This window comes from Apibacter sp. B3546 (assembly GCF_009827885.1).
GTDB lineage: Bacteria > Bacteroidota > Bacteroidia > Flavobacteriales > Weeksellaceae > Apibacter.
Map to the genome: position 1 here is coordinate 31,960 of NZ_WINW01000032.1, position 19,458 is coordinate 51,417.

Below are 19,458 nucleotides of genomic sequence, written 5' to 3' on the forward strand. Positions count from 1 at the left end.
TGCAACCTTTTTTTAGAATAGCAACAAAATTTTCAATTTGTTAATTTATATAAAAAAAAACCGGAATGATATTTATTTAGCAAATCTAAGAATGAAATTTATTTCAGGATAAATTATTTTAAAAATATTTTATCTCTAATCCGAATATTATACTTATTAATTGAAAAACTTTATATATAATTTGCCTGAAGATTAAATAGGATTTCTATTTTATAAATTAGTGTATAAAATAAAGTTTACCATAAAATAAAACGACTTTACTTCCAGTCGGTAAGTAGAGTCGTTTTGTATGGTAAGTAATTTAATTTTTAGTTTTCAAGAGGAAGGAATCCATAATTTTTAGAGTAGAACAACATTTCTACTGCAAATGATTCCGGATAAGTAACTTCAATGTCAGTTATTTCTCCTTGTTCATTGGTTTTAGGAACTAAAATAGGATTGATGAAACCTTTATAAGCAGCGGTATTAAATTTAGAGTTTCTTTTTAAAACTTCTGCATGTAATTCTTTATCCACTTTTACTCCATACGTTTCCACTAAATTTTTTGCAGCATTATAATCTCCTTCAGATTTAATTCTTTGAGTTTCTTTCAATAATTCTCCAAATAAATTATGAAGCTTTTCGTAATCATTAATTTTAAAATAGGTTTTACCATCTTTAACCACTTTTTCAATTACATTATCTTTTTTACCTTTTTCATACGCCCACGCACTAACCCATTGGCGATTTCTCATATGTGCTTCTTCTATATCTCTTCCCGGTTCAATTCTAACTAATTGAGTCATTAATCCGTTTCGTATATAATCATTATAGGCTGTCATTCCTACTTTCTTCCAGTCATCTACTAATCCAAGCTTTTGTAATTCCGGATCATATAAATAATACAATCCTACTAAATCTGCTCTTCCCTCTTCCATAGTAGATGCATAGCTTTTTAAAGTTTCCTTAGGGGTTCCGACTCCTTGATTAATTTGTCCAGAAGCATGACCCACAACTTCATGTAAAGCTGTATGCAGTTTATCTGCTAATTCTCCGTATTTTTCTGATAATTCTATTTCTTCTTGATTGTATGCAAATTCTTTTAATTTTTCACTTCCTCCGGCTAAATTATAAGCGTCTATAATATTACCTAAAGAAACCGACTTTGAGCCATATTCCGCACGGATCCAATCCGCATTAGGTAAATTTACTCCAATCGGAGTACTGGGTGAAGAATCCCCCGCTTCTGATGCTACATTAACTGTTTTATACGATATCCCTACAACATTTTTCTTTTTATGTTCCGGCATTAAAGGAGAATGATCTTCAAACCATTGTGCATTTTTGGATATAACTTCCATTTTTGCCGACATGTCAAAATCTTTGATTTGAACGATATTTTCATAAGATCCTTTATGACCAAGGGGATCATTATACACCTCTACAAATCCGTTTATATAATCTATATTTCCTTTAGTTGCTTTAAGCCATGCTATGTTATAATCATCCCAAGTTTTTAAATCTCCTGTTCTGTAATATTCAATTAAAAGTTTCAAGGCATCTCCCTGTTCTTTATTTTCAGCTACGGTAACAGCCTTATCCAACCAATAGATTATTTGATCAATAGCTGAACCGTACATTCCCCCGCTTTTCCAAATCTTTTCTTCTAAAGTACCTTTACTGTCTTTAACTAATTGAGAGTTTAAACCAAAAGATAAGGGACGAGAAGCATCCGGACTTTTTTTAGCTGAATAATATTTCTCCACTTCCTTTTCGGTAATTCCTTCTCCATAAAAATTTACTGCAGATCCTGAAATTAACCCTTTGGATTCATCAAGATTTACTTTTTTAGAATCTTTTTCATTGAATAAAATGGAAACGATCTGAGAATCCAATGAAGTTTGAGTTTCTTTCAATAAATCCTCAAAATATGCTTGGGTAAATTCAGGCATAATTTTATCGTTAGAATAATGATGATGAATCCCATTTGAAAACCAAACCCTTTTTATATATACTTCAAAATTGTTCCAATCTTTAGAGGTTTTATCTCCTTTATAATTTTGATAGATAGATTCTAATGCTTTTCTTATTTTCAAATTATATTTATAGTTTTGGTCCCAAAGGATATCTCTACCTGCTAATCCGGCTTGAGAAAGATAATAGACCAATTTTTTTTCATTTAAAGACAACTTATCCCATTCAGGTATTCGATATCTTAAAACTTCAATATCGGCAAAACGATCGACTTTATAATTAAAATCTTCTTCACTAATTTTTTCGGTTTGCTCTGAATGTTTTGATTCACAAGACCCCAAAATTATTGAGGCAGCAAGAATACCCGCAACAATATTAATTTTCATCTTTATAATGTTTATATGTTAATTATGTTAACAAAGATAAAAAACTATATGATAAGGAGAGTATAGTTCTCAAATTTATTATAAAATGAATGAGACAAGTTTATAATTAAAAAAATAATACTCAATATGTTATATAGAAACCTTTAAAGAATATTACTTTTTAATAAAACTGATATAAGAACCTTCTATAAAACTATTTACCACTACAATTGGGATTTATATCTAAATTCTCTAAACGGGTAAAAACCGGTATACTCTTCTAAATTTAGGACGAAAGATATTTTAAAAATGAAAGTTATTATCTCAATCAAGAAAAATATATTACAAACGAGTATTCATAAACTGAATTTAATTTTTTTAAACGTTTAAAACTTATATTATATGGAAGTGAGTAAGTATATTATTACTAAATTTTTTTATTAAATACAGGCTTAACAAAAAGAAGACTTTATTTATAAATAATCTTCTATTTTTGCAGTTATTAATCATGAAAATTACATTATTATCGATTGGCAAAACCAATTCTAAAGAATTAGTAATTCTAATGGAAAATTTAGAAAAACGCTTACCCGCTTTCATAAAATTTGAACGCAAAGAATTGCCGGATGTAAAAAATTCCAAGAATCTTTCAGAAAATGAATTAAAAAATGCGGAAGCAGAGTCCATTCTTTCTTTTTTGGATTCGGGAGATACACTCATAATTTTAGATGAAAAAGGCAAAGAGTTTACTTCGACTGAATTTTCATCATTTCTGGAAAAGCAAATGAATAATTCTGTTAAACATTTAGTTTTTTGTATCGGAGGAGCTTATGGATTTTCTGACAAAATTTATAATCTAAATCCTCAAAAATTAGCATTATCCAAAATGACATTTACGCATCAGATGGTGCGTTTGTTTTTCGTTGAACAATTATATCGCGGCTTTAGTATTTTACAAGGTAAACCTTATCACAATGAATAATTATCTTAAATTAAAATGGTATGACATAGTTTTAGCTCTTATCTTATTTTTTTTGGGAGCTTTAGTACTAAGTCCTCTATTTTCATTTCTAGCTAAAAAACTACATACCAATCCCTACGTTTTTACCCCGATTCTAACCATTGGAAATTATCTTATCGTATTTTTAGTCTATTATTTAGTGGGATTGAAACCCAGAAAAGAACGTTTTATAATCAGTTACTCTCTAAAGAATAGTAAACTCTTCCCAATTGCCCTTTTGTTATTTTTTGGACAATATCTAGTTTCAGAATTTTTAACCGGATTAATACCTACTCAAGGCGGAATATTCGAAAAAATGTATAAAACCATGTCGTATGCCTTATTGGGTAATGCCGGTAATTATCCTATAATTACCTTTATATCGGTATGTATCGTTGCTCCAATTTTTGAAGAATTATTTTTCAGGGGATTTATTTTAAAGGGAATGCTCAATAATCAAATTAAACCACAAAAAGCTATATTAATATCAGCCTTAATTTTTGGAGGAATCCATATATTTCCTTGGCAAGCAGTTGGTGGAATTTTAGCCGGAATTGTCTTGGGAATTACTTTCTATAAAACAGGATCCCTGCTTACCTGCACACTGCTTCATTGCATTAATAATACGATAGGTTTTATATTTTTTATACGATATAAATCATTGGAATCACCCGAATTAGGTTTTAGTAATTTTACTCTGTTTATTGTTGGTATTATTATAATAGCTATATTTGGATGCATTTATATGAAATTAACAAAAAATCAATCATGGAAATCCTATTAGCTACACAAAACGAACATAAAAAAGCTGAAATAATTGAAATTTTACCCGAAAATTTTCAACTTAAAACCTTTGCTGATTATAATTTTGAAGGCGAAATCGAAGAAACAGGGACCACTTTCCGTGAAAATGCTTTTATTAAAGCTAAATTCGGATATGATTTAACTCATATACCTTGTTTTGCTGATGACAGCGGATTAGTAGTTGAAGCATTAAATGGAGAACCCGGAATCTATTCTGCGCGTTATGCAGGAACCGGATCTTTTGATGATAATATTTCTAAAGTGCTAAAAAGTATGCAAAATAATACCAATAGAAAAGCTTATTTTATAAGCGTAATCTGTTGGGTAAACAATGAAGAGGTTAAATATTTTGAAGGTAAAATTTTTGGTACTATTACTACTGAAATTAAGGGTGATGGTGGATTCGGATATGATCCTATATTCATTCCTGACGGATATTTGAAAAGTTTTGCAGAATTTTCACCTAAAGAAAAGAATATGATAAGTCACAGAGCTATTGCTTTACGAAGATTTACTAATTTTTTAAAGTTATATTAGTTAACTTCATACTGTAAATGATCCGTTAAATTTTTTACTTTAATTTAAGCAATTATTGAATTTCATTTTCTTAGCATACGTTGATATTTCAATTAATGGAAAGATGCACAAGTCTTATGAAAAAATATTTCAATTATAATTTGATTTAAAAAAGTAGGATCATGAAAAAATATTTTCTGAAAATATGTCTTGCGGTATCTATAATTACCTCGGCTCAGAATTTAGAGATCGTTCCATTAGGAGTTTACGGAGGAAGTAATGAGAGTAATCTTTCTTCTTATCTAATTGCTGAAGAAAAAACATTCAATTATTTAGCTTTGGATGCCGGAACTATTTATAGTGGTATTAATAAGGCAATTGAAAAAGGAACCTTTACCAATACTACAATTGAAAATGTATTAAAAGATAACATCAAAGGATATTTTATATCTCATGGCCATTTAGACCATTTATCAGGAATGTTGATTAACTCTCCCGAAGATTCCTCCAAGCCAATTTACGCAAGTAAAGAAACCATAGAAGTTTTAAAAAATAAATATTTTACCAATGCTGCTTGGATCAATTTTGCCAATGAAGGCGAAAGTCCGATTCTAAATAAATATCAATATGTATACACAGAAATAGGAAATGCATTCCCTATTCTTAATACCCATTTAACAGGTACAGTTTATGAATTAAGCCATGTAAAACCTCTTAAAAGCTCCGCCATATTAGTAGAAAATAATACCCGGGCAGTTTTATATTTTGGCGATACCGGAGCAGACAGAATTGAAAAATCCAATAAACTAAAAAAAATTTGGAATCTCATAGCTCCTAAAATTAAATCAGGAAAGTTAAAAACCTTTCTGATTGAAGTTTCATTTCCTAATTCTCAACCTGAAGAATTATTGTTTGGTCATTTAACGCCCAACTTACTAAATGAAGAAATGAAAAAATTAGCTCAATTAGTAGGAAAAAAAAATATGAAAAAACTTACAATTATTGTTACCCATATCAAACCCAAAGGAAATCATGAACAAATAATTAAGGAACAATTAGTAAACAATAATCCATATTCTATCAATTATATATTTCCTAAACAAGGAGAGCGTATTATTTTGAAATAGTTGATAAAAATAAGAACCTCTTACATCTTTCTGAAAAAAATTTTTACAGTTTATTACTTCAAACATTTCACATTCTTAATCTAAACTTATTTTTGTGTTTTACCATCAAAAAGTTTATAAAATAAATTAAAATCAATAAATAAATTTATTTTAAAAATAAAAATTACAAATTATATTTACATTTAAGCTAATTTACTTTAATTTTACAAAAATTAATAAACAAAAAAAAAATGTGTGGATTTGTAGGAATTTTCGATTTAAAAGAAGCCGGTGAAACATTAAGACCTCAGGCTTTAAAAATGGCAAAAAAAATTCGTCATAGAGGTCCGGATTGGTCCGGAATCCATTGCGATAAAAATGCAATCCTTGCTCATGAAAGATTATCCATCGTTGACATTGCTTCCGGTGGTCAACCCTTATATAGCAGCGATAAAAAATTGATATTAGCCGTAAACGGTGAAATTTATAATCATAAAGAAATTAGAAAAAAATTTGAAGGAAAATACGATTTCCAAACTTTATCTGACTGTGAGGTTATTTTAGCTTTATACAAAGAAAAAGGGGTCAAATTATTTGAAGATATTACAGGAATTTATGCCTTCGTTTTATATGATCAAGAAAAAGATGCCTATTTAGTTGGAAGGGATCATATGGGAATTATGCCTTTATATATGGGATATGATGAAAAAGGGCAATTTTATGTAGCCAGTGAACTCAAATCGTTGGAAGGAGTTTGTCCGGATATCAAAGAATTTGAACCGGGAAAATACTTATACAGTCCGGACGGAGAAATAAAAACTTGGTATCATAGAGATTGGATGAATTTTGATTCTGTGAAAGACAACATTTCTGACATTCAAAAATTAAGAAAAGGATTAGAAGATTCTGTACACAGACAGTTGATGTCTGATGTTCCTTACGGGGTTCTTCTATCCGGTGGATTAGACTCATCCATTATTTCAGCTATTGCAAAAAAATATGCAAGTAAACGAGTGGAAGATAACAATAATTCGGATGCTTGGTGGCCTCAACTGCATTCCTTTGCTGTCGGACTTAAAGGTGCTCCGGATTTGTTGGCAGCCAGAAAAGTGGCAGACCATATCGGGACCGTACATCATGAAATTCATTTTACCATTGAAGAAGCTTTAGATGCGATCAGTGATGTCATTTATCATATTGAAACCTACGATGTTACAACAGTTCGGGCTTCTACCCCCATGTATTTATTAGCCAGATATATAAAATCCATGGGAGTAAAAATGGTATTATCGGGAGAAGGATCCGATGAACTTTTCGGCGGATATTTATATTTCCACAAGGCACCTGATGCTCAAGCATTTCATGAAGAAACCGTCAGAAAATTAGATAAACTCCACCTTTACGACTGTCTTCGTGCCAATAAATCTTTAATGGCTTGGGGCGTTGAAGGGCGGGTTCCTTTCTTGGACAGAGAGTTCATGGATATTGCTATGACATTAAACCCTAAAGATAAAATGTGCGGAAACGGAAAAATTGAAAAGCATATTTTAAGAGAGGCATTTGAAGATTATTTACCAGAAGAAGTTGCTTGGAGACAAAAAGAACAATTTTCAGACGGGGTGGGTTACTCCTGGATTGATACATTAAAAGAAACGGCTGATAAAAAAGTTTCTGATAAACAAATGGAAAGAGCATCTGAACGCTTTCCAATAAATCCACCGATGTCAAAAGAAGAATATTGGTTCAGAAGCATATTTGAAGAACATTTCCCTTCTCAAGCAGCAGCACAAACGGTTCCTTCTGTACCTTCTGTAGCCTGTAGTTCTGCCGTAGCTTTAGAATGGGATGAAGCATTTAAAAATAACCCTGATCCATCAGGTAGAGCCGTAAAAACGGTGCATACTGATGCTATTTAGATCAAAATTTCTCTTTCATGGCTTTTATTATGAATAATAAAAGCCATTTTATTCTACTACTATCCCATTTGGAAATAGGTTTTTCTTTTTTAGATAATTAAATATTTTTGGAAAAAATATGCGTAAAAAGAGTTTTATCTTTAATTTTCTATTTTCTCTTACAGATTGTACAACATAATCACTTATGGTTTCTTGATTAAACACAGAAGCAGGAATTTTACTTTTTAAAGTTTTAATGGCTTCATTATAATTGGTTACCTTGCTTTGACTTAATGATTTTCCGTCATGAATTCTTCTATATTTGTATAAGGGTTGATTGAAATAATAAAAGCTATAATTTTTTACTGCAGATCTTGACCAGAAATCCCAATCTTCTGCATACGATAAAGTTACATCATAGCCTCCATTATCCTCCCATACCTTTTTTTTATAGATACTTGAATTGGGTAAAAAACATCCGCTATTTATTAACCGTAAACGATTATATTTTCCTGATTTATTGTACCTGTTCTCACTTCCGAAAATTATATAATCTCCATAGAGAATGTCAATAGTTGGATCATTAATAATCTTATGTAAAGCTTGATCATAATAATTTCCATTCATTATATCGTCCGAATCGAAAGGTAATATATATTGACCTTTTGCATTTTCAATACCCGTATTTCTTGCCCTGGCCACTCCTCCATTTTCTTGATTTATAATTGTATATTTTTCATTGTAATCTTCCAATATTTTTAAAGTCCCCGAATCTGTTGATCCGTCATTTACTAATATGACTTCATAAGGATATGAAAAATTTACCTCTTCAATACTTTTAATAGTTTCCTTCAAATAAATTCCTGAATTAAAAACCGGAACAACTATAGATAAAATAGGATTTTCTTTCATATTACAAAAGTAATTTTTTTATGGGATTGAATTTTATATTCCAAAAAAATAAAATTAAGATCATTACCAAGATGATAAATTATCTGTTTTAGTGACCCTTAATTTTACTAGTTTTAAACACAATATACGTATGAATATTTTTACAATTGATTCATATACTTTATACTATCTTTTAGATTGTGCAATTGGTAAATTAAGGATAATCGGAACCAAGCTTTATTTAAAAAATTAGTTGAATGAACCATTTGACAAGACTTGGTTTTTAAGAAATTTGATCAACGTTATAAATTTAAATAATTATCAATAAGCTCAATAAACGGGATCTATTGGGAAACTTTTGACATTTTTTATAATGGATATTTTTTAACTCATGTCATGAATTTATGAGTAGAAAAAGTTTATATCTTATGTTAATATACTGATTTAAATTACGATAAAGTTTTCGAAATGATAGCATCTGAAAATCCTATTTTTTTATAGATTTCCAATAATTTTTTGGCTGAATCGTAATTACTCACTTTCCCGCTGGTATATATGTACAAATTGTTATCCGTTTTTTGTCTTATTACATTATTTAATCCTTTGAAAATAGCATCTCTTTCTCTGTATTTTTTTGGGGATACAAATAATTCAATGGTATAGTACAGACCGGTTACCACTTCTTTTTCATTAAATTCAACTATAGAAGCATCTGTAAACCCGGCTTCTTTGGCAATTTTTAATGTCGCTTCACTTTCAGATCGTAAATTTGTACTTCCTGCATAATATATATACTTACCGTTTGATTTAACAATTTCAACATTTCTCATACCTCTAAGTTGCAAGGAATTAGGACTGTATCTGTTGAATGATGCTAAGAATTGTACCTTTAGTGATAAGTTACTGTCCACCGGATTTTCAACAACTTGTTGAATTTCTTCCTCCGCTTTTTTCTCTGATTTTTTATCGTATTCTTTTTTATAGCTTAAAAAAGCTTCGTATATATCTTTAGCTATAGTATTTTGTCCTTCTTCTGAAGCTAAATATTGCCCTTCTTGAGGATTAGAGATAAATCCGGTTTCAATTAACACTGAAGGCATGGCTGTTTGAACTAAAACCAAAAAACCGGCTTGTTTTACTCCTCTGGAAAATCGATTTTCTTTTTTAAAATTATTTTCCACATAGCTGGCCATTTTTAAGCTGTTTTCTAAATATATGTTTTGCATCAATGTGAGACCTATTACCGATTCGGGTGATGAGGGGTTGAATCCTTCATAAGTCGTTTGATAATCTTTTTCCATATAAATAACCTCATTTTCCCTTTTTGCAACATCAAAATTATCTCTATTTCGATGAGCTCCCAGAACAAAGGTCTCCGTACCGTACGGGGCACTTTTAGGGCTTGAATTACAGTGTATGGAAATAAATAAGTTGGCTTTTCCTTTATTGGCAATATCTGCGCGGGTCATTAATGGAATAAATTCATCTGTCTTTCGAGTATAAATAACTTCTACATCTTTATTATTATTTTCAATCATGGCTCCAACTTTTAAAACCAATGAAAGATTTACATCTTTTTCATTGGCATAGGCTCCTCTGGCACCATTATCATGTCCGCCATGTCCGGCATCCAAAACTAAGGTAAAATCTTTTTTTTGTGAAGATAAAGAGCCGGTGAAAAAAATTAAAGTTATTAGAAGTATATTTTTTAAGTTAAATATTGTTAAAACTCTCATTAATTCTTTTTTTTGATTAATTTTGACAGCAAAATTTTTTCTGAATTTATATGCTTTGATCAATTCAAGTTTCAAATATAATATACTTTATTTATTTTTTCTAATTTTTAACATTCTCTTAGCACAGGAAAAAAGAGTTAAAACCCTTTCTGACACTGTAAAAATCCCTACTGATTCTATATCAGTTAATAAAGAAAAGCTTGAAAATATTGTGGACACTAAAGGGGATGAAATTCGTAATGTTTTTTCAAAAAAATTAACCTATCTGATCCATAATGCACAAGTCAGCTATCAGGATATGACCATTAAGGCAGATTATATTGTTATGGATTGGAACACCGGAGACATTTTAGCTCGTGGAAAAGTGGACAGTTTAGGAAGAATTATTGATAATATAAAATTTATTCAGGGAGGAAAAGAGTATGAATATACAGAAGCCCAATTTAATATGAATACCAAACAAGGTACGGCTTTTAATATTCGAACGGAAGAAGATGAAATGGCAATTATTGCCAAGAAAGCCAAAAGAATGAATGATGAAGAATATTATATGAGGGGGGGATTTATGACTACGGATGAATATTTTAAAGCAAAAAAAGATTCTATTCCTGATTATGGATTATCGACTAATAAAATGAAAGTTATTACGGGTAAAAATCAAAAAACCATCATTGCAGGACCTACCACGATGTATATTGAGCAAGTACCGACTCCGTTCATTTTACCCTTTTTATATTTGCCTTCTACGGGCAGCAATCGACAGGCGGGAATTTTAATCGGAACGTTCGGTGAACGGCAAAATAAAGGATTTTATTTGGAAAGATGGGGAATTTATGTTCCCATTGGTGAATATTTGGACTTAGAAAGCCGTTTTGGGTTTTACACAAAAGGAAGCTGGATGATTGATAATCGATTAAGGTATTTGAATCGTTACAAATATTCCGGTAATTTAAATTTTATTTATGAAAAAAATATAAACAGTACCAAAGGACTGGATGATTATTCAGAAATTGAAAATTATCGTATTACCTGGTCTCATTTACAAGATGCCAAAGCCAATCCAAATTTGTCCTTTAACGCATCGGTAAATTTTATGAGTCAGAATTACTACAACAACAGTATATATAATCAAAATGCTTTACATGGTAATGTAAATAATAATCAAACATCATCATCAATTTCTTTGGTTAAAAGATTTAATAATAATCCTTTAACTATTTCACTTAATACCTCAGCTTCGCAAAATATTTCAACCGGCGATGTAACCATGGTGCTTCCTAATGTAACGGTTACTATGCCTCAAATTTATCCTTTTAAACCTAAATCAGGACCTAAGAAAACCATTTGGCACAATATCTATATGGATTATAAAATGAATCTTCAAAATTCATTGAATACGTCTACTGATAATATGTTTACGTCAAAAATGTTTAAAAACTCTAATAACGGAATGAAAAATTCCACCAGTATTGGTACTACTTCCACACTTTTTAATTATTTTCAATTAGGTATCAATGGTAATTATAGAGAAATCTGGACTACAAAGACTATTAGAAGGGACTATAATGATTCTACGGATAAGGTTGAAACATTTAATAAAGATGGATTTAAAACTTTCAGAACTTTTGACGGGTCCCTTAATTTAACAACGACTTTGTATGGTATCGCCAACTTTAAAAAAGGAAGTATGATTCAGGCAATTCGTCATATGATATCTCCTACGGTCAGTTACGGATATATGCCTGACTTTTCTAAAGATTCCTGGGGATATTACGGTACGTATTCAGATAAAGATGGAAAAAAAGTAAAATATTCTTATTTTGAAGGAAATGTCATGGGTAATCCTTCCAATTATGAAAACAGTGCCATAAATATTTCCCTTGCTAACAATCTTGAAATGAAGGTTAGAAATAAAAAAGAATCCAACGGTTTTAAAAAGATAAAAATATTCGAATCTTTAAATATCAATACATCTTATAATTTTGCTGCAGATTCTTTGAAATGGAGTCCTATTAATGCTTCGGGTTCATCTTCTTTATTTAATTCTAAATTACGTGTTAATTATGCCATGAGGGTAAATCCTTATAAAATAGTATTTGATACTCCCGAATCAACAGTAGGTCATGCTATTGATAAGTTTGGATATTTCACTATTGCCAGTTATACGATGGGATTGAATTTTTCTTTGGATGAATCATTATTTGGTGAAAAGAAAGTAATTAAATATAAGAAGCAAGGAACGGTTAGATATGAAAAATACTACTTTGATGATGAAAATTACGCCCATTTCGATATGCCTTGGAAATTGGACGTAGGATTGAATTATGCTTCTACGAAAGAATATAATAGAAATACTAATGTTACTGCTACGGTAAATCTTTCGGGAGAAATCTCCCCTTCTCCGTATTGGAAAATTACTGCATCTACTAATTACGATTTGGAAAGTAAAGAATTCGGATACACTCGACTAGGATTTATGAGAGATTTGAGAAGTTTTAATATTAATTTCAATTGGGTTCCCATTTCTTCAAGTTATAACAAGACATGGAGTTTTTATATAGGAGTGAAAGCGGCCATATTAAAAGATGCGGTAAAATACGAGGCTAAAAATTTCAATGACAATGCAAGTTTTTAAAAAATTTGTATATTTAATTCATGATTAAAAAAATAATTAATACTGAAAAAGCTCCTGCAGCTATTGGACCTTATTCTCAAGCGATTAAGGTTAACAACTTTTTATTTGTTTCCGGACAAATACCGGTAAATCCACAAACCGGCGAAATTCCTGCTTCCATTGATGATCAAACTCATCAGGTTATGAAAAATATTGAAGCAATTTTAAGTAAAACTAATTTAAATTGGAATAATTTGGTTAAAACTACCATCTTTCTTCAAAATTTATCTGATTTTGCCACGGTTAATGAAATATATGCTTCTTATTTTTCTGATGCATATCCGGCCCGTGAATGTGTACAAGTCTCAGCCTTACCCAAAAATGTTTTAATTGAAATTTCAGTTATTGCTACAGAATTATAAAACGAAATGATAAGAAATACTCTTGCAGTTATATCCGGGCTTTTAGTAGCCATTACAATAATTACTCTTTCTGTTATGATAAATTCTTATTGGATACCTTATAATTATAAAGGTCTTCCTATAGAATATTGGAGATCCATTGTTCGTACTGCCAAAGGCGAATTCTTTATAGCCTTATTAATTTCTTCCGGGATTGGTTCTCTCTTAGGTGGAATAGTTTGCGCTTTATTAGTAAAAACCGCAAAAACCGCTTATGCTATGTTGATCGGATTTATACTTTTACTAACTGCTATTATTTCTGTTTTTACATTTAAAGGACATCCCACCTGGTATATAATAAGTATGTTTTTTATATTTTTTCCATTCTCTTGGCTGGGGGCTAAAATAGTGGAATGGTTACAAAATAAAAAAATAATTGATTCACAAAAAAGCAAGTAATTACTACATTCGTATAGTTTTCATCAACAGCTCCACTACTTCATAAGCAGCCGGACATATGACTGTATTTTTTAACGTTAATTTATTTATCTGATAGAATTTTTTACGATCCGTATGGGGATATTCTTTACATGCTTTCGGACGTACTTCATAGATGGAACAATAATTGGAACTGTCTAAAAACGGGCAAGGCAATTGTTTAAATATCCAGTCATTATCTTCATCTTTATACAAATATTGATCTATAAAATCAATCGGTTTCATTCGTAAAAATTTAGATATTCTTTCAATGTCTTTTTCTAAAAACAAGGGTCCGGTAGTTTTACAACAATTAGCACATTGTAGGCAATCTATATGTGAGAAAACTTTATCATGAATTTCGATTAATTCTTGATCCAATTTTTTGGGCTTCTTATTTTTGAGTTTTTCTAAATATTTTTTGTGTTCTGAAGCTTTTTTTAATGCTTCGTTTTTATATTTATCTAAATTCATTATACTTTTAAAGTGTGTATATTATTTAACTTAAAATATTAGCCCTTTTTAATTGAAAAAGGATGAAATTTTTCTATCGTATCTCTTAGTTGTTGATTATCTAAATGGGTATATATTTCTGTTGTGGTAATACTTTCATGTCCAAGCATTTGCTGAATTGAACGTAAATCGGCACCATTTTTCAGTAATACCGTTGCAAAAGAATGCCTGAATGTATGGGGGGAAACTTTCTTTTTAATTCCGGCCTTTTCTGCAATATTTTTTATTATTATAAAAATCATTTCACGTGTTAGCTGCCCTCCTCTTCTATTTAGAAAAAGTATATCTTCACATTTAGGTTTCGGGTTTAAATGAATACGAATTGAGTCTTTATAAAGATTTATATATTTAATCGTCCAATCCGATACAGGTACTAATCTTTGTTTATTCCCTTTTCCGATAACTCTAATAAAATTTTCATCTAAATATAAATCGGAAAGTCGTAAATTAATTAATTCTGAAACACGAAGGCCACATCCATATAATGTTTCAATAATGGTACGGTTTCTCTCTCCTTCGGATTGGGATAAGTCTATTGACTGTATTATAGTTAATACTTCTTCATGGCTTAGCACGTCAGGAAGATATAGGCCAATTTTAGGACTTTCGAGCAATTCTGCCGGATTATCTTGCCTTTTTTCTTCTATTTGCAAAAATTTAAAAAAAGATTTTAATGATGATATTACTCGAGCTTGAGACTTGGCTGAGGAAGATTTTTTTGCAAAATCATAAATAAAATCTTGAATTAAAAATCTATCTATAGTATATGGGGTAATGGACGTATCATGTTCGGCAAATTTTATTAGTTTTTTAATATCTCTTATATAAGCTAATTGTGTATTTTGAGAAAGGCCTTTTTCTAATAATAAATATTCTTGAAAATTATTTATTGCTAAATTCCACTCCATGATAACAAAATTAAAATTTTATAAAAAAACTCTAATTTAATTTATTTAAATATTTTTCCTTATAACACAAAAAGAAAATAATTAAATAAATTATTTATATCTAAGAATATCAAATCAAAAAAATTAAAAATTCTATAATTTATTATTCAATGCGTAATGATTTACATTTCTAAAATTTATTTAATTTAGCTATTTAAAATATTGAATTATTTAGAGACTTTTAAAGTCTTTACCCTTTGGTTTAGATAAATTTTTTTTAGCCATTATTTATATTGTTTAAATACATAACTATTTTAAAATATAATATTGTAAATATTCATATACTTAATGCTCTTTTAATTAAGGATTTTTTTTATACTAAATACCTAAGTTTTATAAGTTACAAATAAAAAAGATAAAGCTTTAAATAATCAATTATTTTATTAATTATAATTATTCTAAAAGTTTAAAAATGAGCTTAAAAGATATACAATTTCAAGTTGACCAATGGATTCAATCCTATGGTGTAAGGTATTTTAACGAATTAACCAATATGGCTCAACTAACTGAAGAAGTGGGAGAAGTTGCCAGAATTATATCCAGAAGATATGGCGAACAATCTGAAAAAGAGTCTGATAAAAGCAAAGATTTAGGAGAAGAATTAGCTGATGTTATTTTCGTAGTAGCTTGTTTAGCCAATCAAACAGGAATTGATTTAGAAAAAGCTTTTCAAAAAAAATTAAAGGCGACTACTCAACGCGACAGTGAAAGACATCATAATAATAAAAAATTACAATGAGGGAAATTTCAATCAATCTTTCCGGTTCAAAAAGTATTACCAATCGTGTATTAATACTAAATTCATTGTTCAATAATTCTCTACAACTACAAAACCTATCGAAAAGCCAAGATAGCCAAATGATGAAAGATGCTCTTTCTTCTAAAAAGCATTGCATTGATATACATCATGCCGGTACAGCTATGAGGTTTTTAACTGCATTTTTTTCAATTCAAGAAAATAGAGAAACTATCCTTACCGGTTCTCATCGAATGAAAGAACGCCCTATAAAAATTTTAGTGGATGCGTTAAGTCAGTTAGGAGCGAATATTTCATATGTTGAAAATGAAGGATATCCTCCCTTAAAAATTAAAGGGAAAGAAATCAAAAGTAATATCATTAATTTACCATCAAATATCAGTAGTCAATATATAACTGCCTTATGCTTGATAGGAACTAAATTAGAAAAAGGTTTGGTTATAGAGTTGGAAGGTAAAATTACTTCAAGACCTTACATTACTATGACTCTCCAGATTTTGAATAAAATAGGAATTAAAACCTTATTTAACCAAAATAAAATTACAATATATCCTGTAAGTGAAATAAGAAAACAACAATATATAATTGAAAGTGATTGGTCCTCGGCTTCTTATCATTATTCTATATGTGCTTTAAGCGATAATTTAACTATTAAGTTAAAATATTTATTTGAAGATTCATTACAGGCGGATAGAAGAGCAGTGGATATTTATCAAAAATTCTTTGGCATTAATACTACTTTTAATATAAACGAAATAACCTTATGTAAGCAACCCAGTTTTGAATACCCTAATTATATAGAATTGGACATGAATGATTGTCCTGATATTGCGCAAACGGTTGCTTTAACTGCCTTTGGTCTACGTATTCCTATAAAAATTACGGGACTTGAAACATTGAAGATTAAAGAAACCGATCGTTTAGTTGCTTTAAAAAATGAATTAGAAAAATGTGGAGGAAAGGTAGAAATTACTGATAATTCTTTTACACTTCTTAAAGTCAATTCTTTTAATGCTAATCAAAAAATTGAAACTTATAATGATCATCGAATGGCAATGAGTTTTGCTCCTTTAAAATTACTGTTTCCTTTAGAAATTACAAATCCTGATGTAGTTGTAAAGTCCTATGTTGAATTTTGGAATGATATGAAATTTTATGGAATTAAAGTTTAAGACTCTTTTTTAAAGAATAATTTTTTAAATTTTTAATATTTTACTAATATTAAATTAAAATAGTACCTTTGACGTTTTTATATCATCTATGATTTATAAAGTTTCTGTGATTGTACCTGTATATAATGTTGAACATTATCTTCGTAAATGTCTAGATTCTCTCATAAATCAAACATGTAAAAAAATTGAGATAATTATTGTTAACGATGGGTCTACAGATAATTCACAATTAATTATTGATGAATATGCGTTAAAATATGATAATATAAAAACTATTGTTCAAAGTAATAAAGGGTTAAGCGAAGCTAGAAATACCGGTATTAAAAATGCATCCGGTGAGTTTTTAGCATTTGTTGATAGTGACGATTGGATTGAAAAAGAAATGCTACATGAAATGTATAATCTAGCCAAAAAACATTCAGCAGACATAGTTTTATGCAGCCTTCAAAATATAGATGATCAAGGCCAAATAATAAAAAAATTACCTGAATTACATCAACTTCCTGAAAAAATTGATCTCACACATGATTTCACAATTTTTGGTGAAATGTCTTGTTTTGCATGTAATAAAATTTTTAAAAGGGAACTATTTAATGACATCTCTTTTCCTTTAAATATGCATTTTGAAGATGTGGCAACTATTCCTAGATTATTTCTAAAAGCTAAAACAATAGCCAAATCCAATAAATATTTTTATCAATATTTAATCAGAAGCGGTTCTATAACAAGAAATTATTCTATTAAAGGAATTAATATGTTTGATGCCATCGAAATAGTTAAACATGATTTTTTTAAAAGCATTTACTTTAAAAATCTTCATGACTGGCATAAATTTACTATCTTTCAAGGATTTTATTGTTTTCTGGCTTATTATGCATATGTAAGTGATTATAGCAGTAGAAAAAAAATGTTCTCTAAACTTAAAGAAACGTTAAAAAGTGAACATATTTCCAAAAAACAAATTTATACCTATAATAGATTTGGAAAAAATTATCTTAGTACTTTAAATTTAAAAAAAATAATATTTTATGTATTACAACTAATCAAACTATAATTTAATGCTTCATCCAGTATATTATATTATTTTATTTGTAATAACCTTTTTTTCTTATATAGAAATATTTAATAACGGTTCTAAAGCTAGGATAAAAGTTCCTTATATCATTATATCTTCGCTTTTAATATTTCTCTGTGGAATACGTATTGCTCAAGGTGCTGATTATTGGCCTTATTATAAGCTATACATGGGTGTTAATAAATATGTAAAATGGGAGAATGTTTTTAATGCTGATATTGAGGTAACATATGTATTAATTTCGAAAATATTGGGATATTTTAAAATGCCCTTCTTCGTTTTATTATTTATTTTCGGACTTATTTCTATTTCCCTAAAAACTTATTCCTACTATAAGTATTCGCCATATCCCATGCTATCGCTAATGTATTTTTTTATGCCAAATTACTTTTTTAGTGATTCCGGACATATTAGACAAGCAGTTTCAATAGCGCTTTGTTTATATTCTTATCAATATATTGAACAAAGAAAATTATTTAAATTTTTAATATGCGTTTTTATTGGTTATTATTTTCATAAAACAGCATTGATATTTATTCCGGCATATTGGATTACAAGGTTGAATTTATCGACCTTTACCTGTTTTTTAATAATAATTTTTGCAATAATAATTTCTCCCTTTAAGCCTTATTTATTTTTTGAAAATTTATTTTCAAATATATCTTCTGATCTCATAGCAGAAGCTTCCGGGGGGTTTTATTCTTATAGAAATTTAGAAGGTGTCGGATGGAAAATGAATGATCTTGTAAAATTAATTTTTATAGCAATACTTTTAATAAACGACAAATATATTTGTAACAGAACTAACGATCCTAATTATAAAATGATAAGAAATTTGATAGTAACCTATTATTTCTTATACTATTCTTTTCGTGAAAATTCAATATTTTCAATTAGACTTCCTTCTGTATACGGTGATTTTTGGACTATTCTAATAGCCATGATTGTAAAATACTCTAATAAAAGTTATAGAATTTTTATATACTATTTTGTTGTTATATATATTTATTTAATGAGTTGGAGGATTTGGCCTAATTCAGTTGCATTAGGTTTTGATAAAATGTCTAATGTATTCAATACATCTTATGACATTAATTATTTCATACCTTATGAATATATCAATGAAAATTAAATTGTTATCAATATTTTCATATTTACATAATTTATTGTTGAAATAATATCATTTTTTTTCTTATCATATATCATTATATAAAATCATTAATCTAAATTTAGAAA

General features: G+C 29.1%; 17 protein-coding genes. 12 read left to right on the top strand and 5 right to left on the bottom strand.

Going from position 1 to position 19,458, the window contains the following annotated elements; all coding sequences use genetic code 11:
- Positions 1-308 precede the first annotated feature (308 nt).
- The gene (locus GFU93_RS05740) at positions 309-2,339 is read right to left on the bottom strand and encodes a dihydrofolate reductase (RefSeq protein WP_160567942.1); all 2,031 of its coding nucleotides are present in this window, start codon (positions 2,337-2,339) and stop codon (positions 309-311) included.
- Between the two features lie 487 nt (positions 2,340-2,826).
- Between GFU93_RS05740 and rlmH the strand changes: the two genes are divergently transcribed.
- From rlmH to asnB, 5 genes are all read left to right on the top strand, one after another.
- Complete coding sequence (gene rlmH / locus GFU93_RS05745; RefSeq protein ID WP_160567944.1) at positions 2,827-3,300, top strand: 23S rRNA (pseudouridine(1915)-N(3))-methyltransferase RlmH; 474 nt, start codon at positions 2,827-2,829, stop codon at positions 3,298-3,300.
- A complete protein-coding gene (locus GFU93_RS05750; protein ID WP_160567946.1) occupies positions 3,293-4,102 on the top strand; it encodes a CPBP family intramembrane glutamic endopeptidase in 810 nt (269 codons plus the stop codon). The genes rlmH and GFU93_RS05750 overlap by 8 nt, the downstream gene beginning before the upstream one ends.
- Entirely contained in the window at positions 4,087-4,659 is a 573-nt protein-coding gene (gene rdgB, locus GFU93_RS05755; protein ID WP_160556342.1) for an RdgB/HAM1 family non-canonical purine NTP pyrophosphatase, read from the top strand. The genes GFU93_RS05750 and rdgB overlap by 16 nt, the downstream gene beginning before the upstream one ends.
- A gap of 161 nt (positions 4,660-4,820) precedes the next feature.
- Positions 4,821-5,765: an MBL fold metallo-hydrolase gene (locus GFU93_RS05760; protein ID WP_160567948.1), complete on the top strand. Its 945-nt coding sequence runs from the start codon at positions 4,821-4,823 to the stop codon at positions 5,763-5,765.
- A 230-nt stretch (positions 5,766-5,995) separates the two neighbouring features.
- Positions 5,996-7,660, top strand: coding sequence for an asparagine synthase B (asnB, locus tag GFU93_RS05765; RefSeq protein ID WP_160567950.1), 1,665 nt, complete (start codon positions 5,996-5,998; stop codon positions 7,658-7,660).
- A 48-nt stretch (positions 7,661-7,708) separates the two neighbouring features.
- Here asnB and GFU93_RS05770 read toward each other — a convergent pair whose 3' ends face one another.
- Both GFU93_RS05770 and GFU93_RS05775 read right to left on the bottom strand, forming a co-directional pair.
- Positions 7,709-8,551 carry a glycosyltransferase gene (locus GFU93_RS05770; protein WP_160567951.1) on the bottom strand — a complete coding sequence of 281 codons (843 nt, stop codon included), beginning with the start codon at positions 8,549-8,551 and terminating at the stop codon, positions 7,709-7,711.
- Positions 8,552-8,979: 428 nt separating this feature from the next.
- Positions 8,980-10,266, bottom strand: a complete 1,287-nt coding sequence (locus tag GFU93_RS05775; protein ID WP_160567953.1) for an N-acetylmuramoyl-L-alanine amidase — start codon at positions 10,264-10,266, stop codon at positions 8,980-8,982.
- A 22-nt stretch (positions 10,267-10,288) separates the two neighbouring features.
- On the opposite strand from GFU93_RS05775, the gene GFU93_RS05780 reads away from it, so the two are divergent.
- The 3 genes from GFU93_RS05780 to GFU93_RS05790 are packed head-to-tail and all read left to right on the top strand — an operon-like array spanning position 10,289 to position 13,740.
- On the top strand, positions 10,289-12,901 hold the full coding sequence (locus GFU93_RS05780; RefSeq protein WP_160567955.1) for a putative LPS assembly protein LptD: 2,613 nt from the start codon (positions 10,289-10,291) through the stop codon (positions 12,899-12,901).
- A gap of 23 nt (positions 12,902-12,924) precedes the next feature.
- Complete coding sequence (locus GFU93_RS05785) at positions 12,925-13,302, top strand: RidA family protein (protein WP_370456881.1); 378 nt, start codon at positions 12,925-12,927, stop codon at positions 13,300-13,302.
- Positions 13,303-13,308: 6 nt separating this feature from the next.
- Positions 13,309-13,740 (top strand): hypothetical protein, encoded by a 432-nt coding sequence (locus tag GFU93_RS05790; protein WP_160567959.1) that lies wholly within the window; start codon positions 13,309-13,311, stop codon positions 13,738-13,740.
- Between the two features lie 3 nt (positions 13,741-13,743).
- Here the strand turns inward: GFU93_RS05790 and GFU93_RS05795 are convergent, their stop codons facing one another.
- On the bottom strand, positions 13,744-14,232 hold the full coding sequence (locus tag GFU93_RS05795) for a YkgJ family cysteine cluster protein (protein WP_160567961.1): 489 nt from the start codon (positions 14,230-14,232) through the stop codon (positions 13,744-13,746).
- Between the two features lie 38 nt (positions 14,233-14,270).
- Entirely contained in the window at positions 14,271-15,179 is a 909-nt protein-coding gene (xerD, locus tag GFU93_RS05800; protein ID WP_160567963.1) for a site-specific tyrosine recombinase XerD, read from the bottom strand.
- A gap of 451 nt (positions 15,180-15,630) precedes the next feature.
- Here xerD and GFU93_RS05805 point away from each other — a divergent pair, with 451 nt between their 5' ends.
- The 4 genes from GFU93_RS05805 to GFU93_RS05820 all read left to right on the top strand — a co-directional run bounded on the left by GFU93_RS05805 (position 15,631) and on the right by GFU93_RS05820 (position 19,354).
- Positions 15,631-15,957: a nucleotide pyrophosphohydrolase gene (locus GFU93_RS05805; protein WP_160567965.1), complete on the top strand. Its 327-nt coding sequence runs from the start codon at positions 15,631-15,633 to the stop codon at positions 15,955-15,957.
- On the top strand, positions 15,954-17,147 hold the full coding sequence (locus GFU93_RS05810; protein ID WP_160567967.1) for a 3-phosphoshikimate 1-carboxyvinyltransferase: 1,194 nt from the start codon (positions 15,954-15,956) through the stop codon (positions 17,145-17,147). Before GFU93_RS05805 ends, GFU93_RS05810 begins: the two co-directional genes overlap by 4 nt.
- Before the next feature lie 88 nt (positions 17,148-17,235).
- Positions 17,236-18,201 carry a glycosyltransferase family 2 protein gene (locus tag GFU93_RS05815; protein WP_160567969.1) on the top strand — a complete coding sequence of 322 codons (966 nt, stop codon included), beginning with the start codon at positions 17,236-17,238 and terminating at the stop codon, positions 18,199-18,201.
- 4 nt (positions 18,202-18,205) lie between these two features.
- On the top strand, positions 18,206-19,354 hold the full coding sequence (locus tag GFU93_RS05820) for an EpsG family protein (RefSeq protein ID WP_160567971.1): 1,149 nt from the start codon (positions 18,206-18,208) through the stop codon (positions 19,352-19,354).
- The last annotated feature ends 104 nt before the right edge of the window (positions 19,355-19,458 follow it).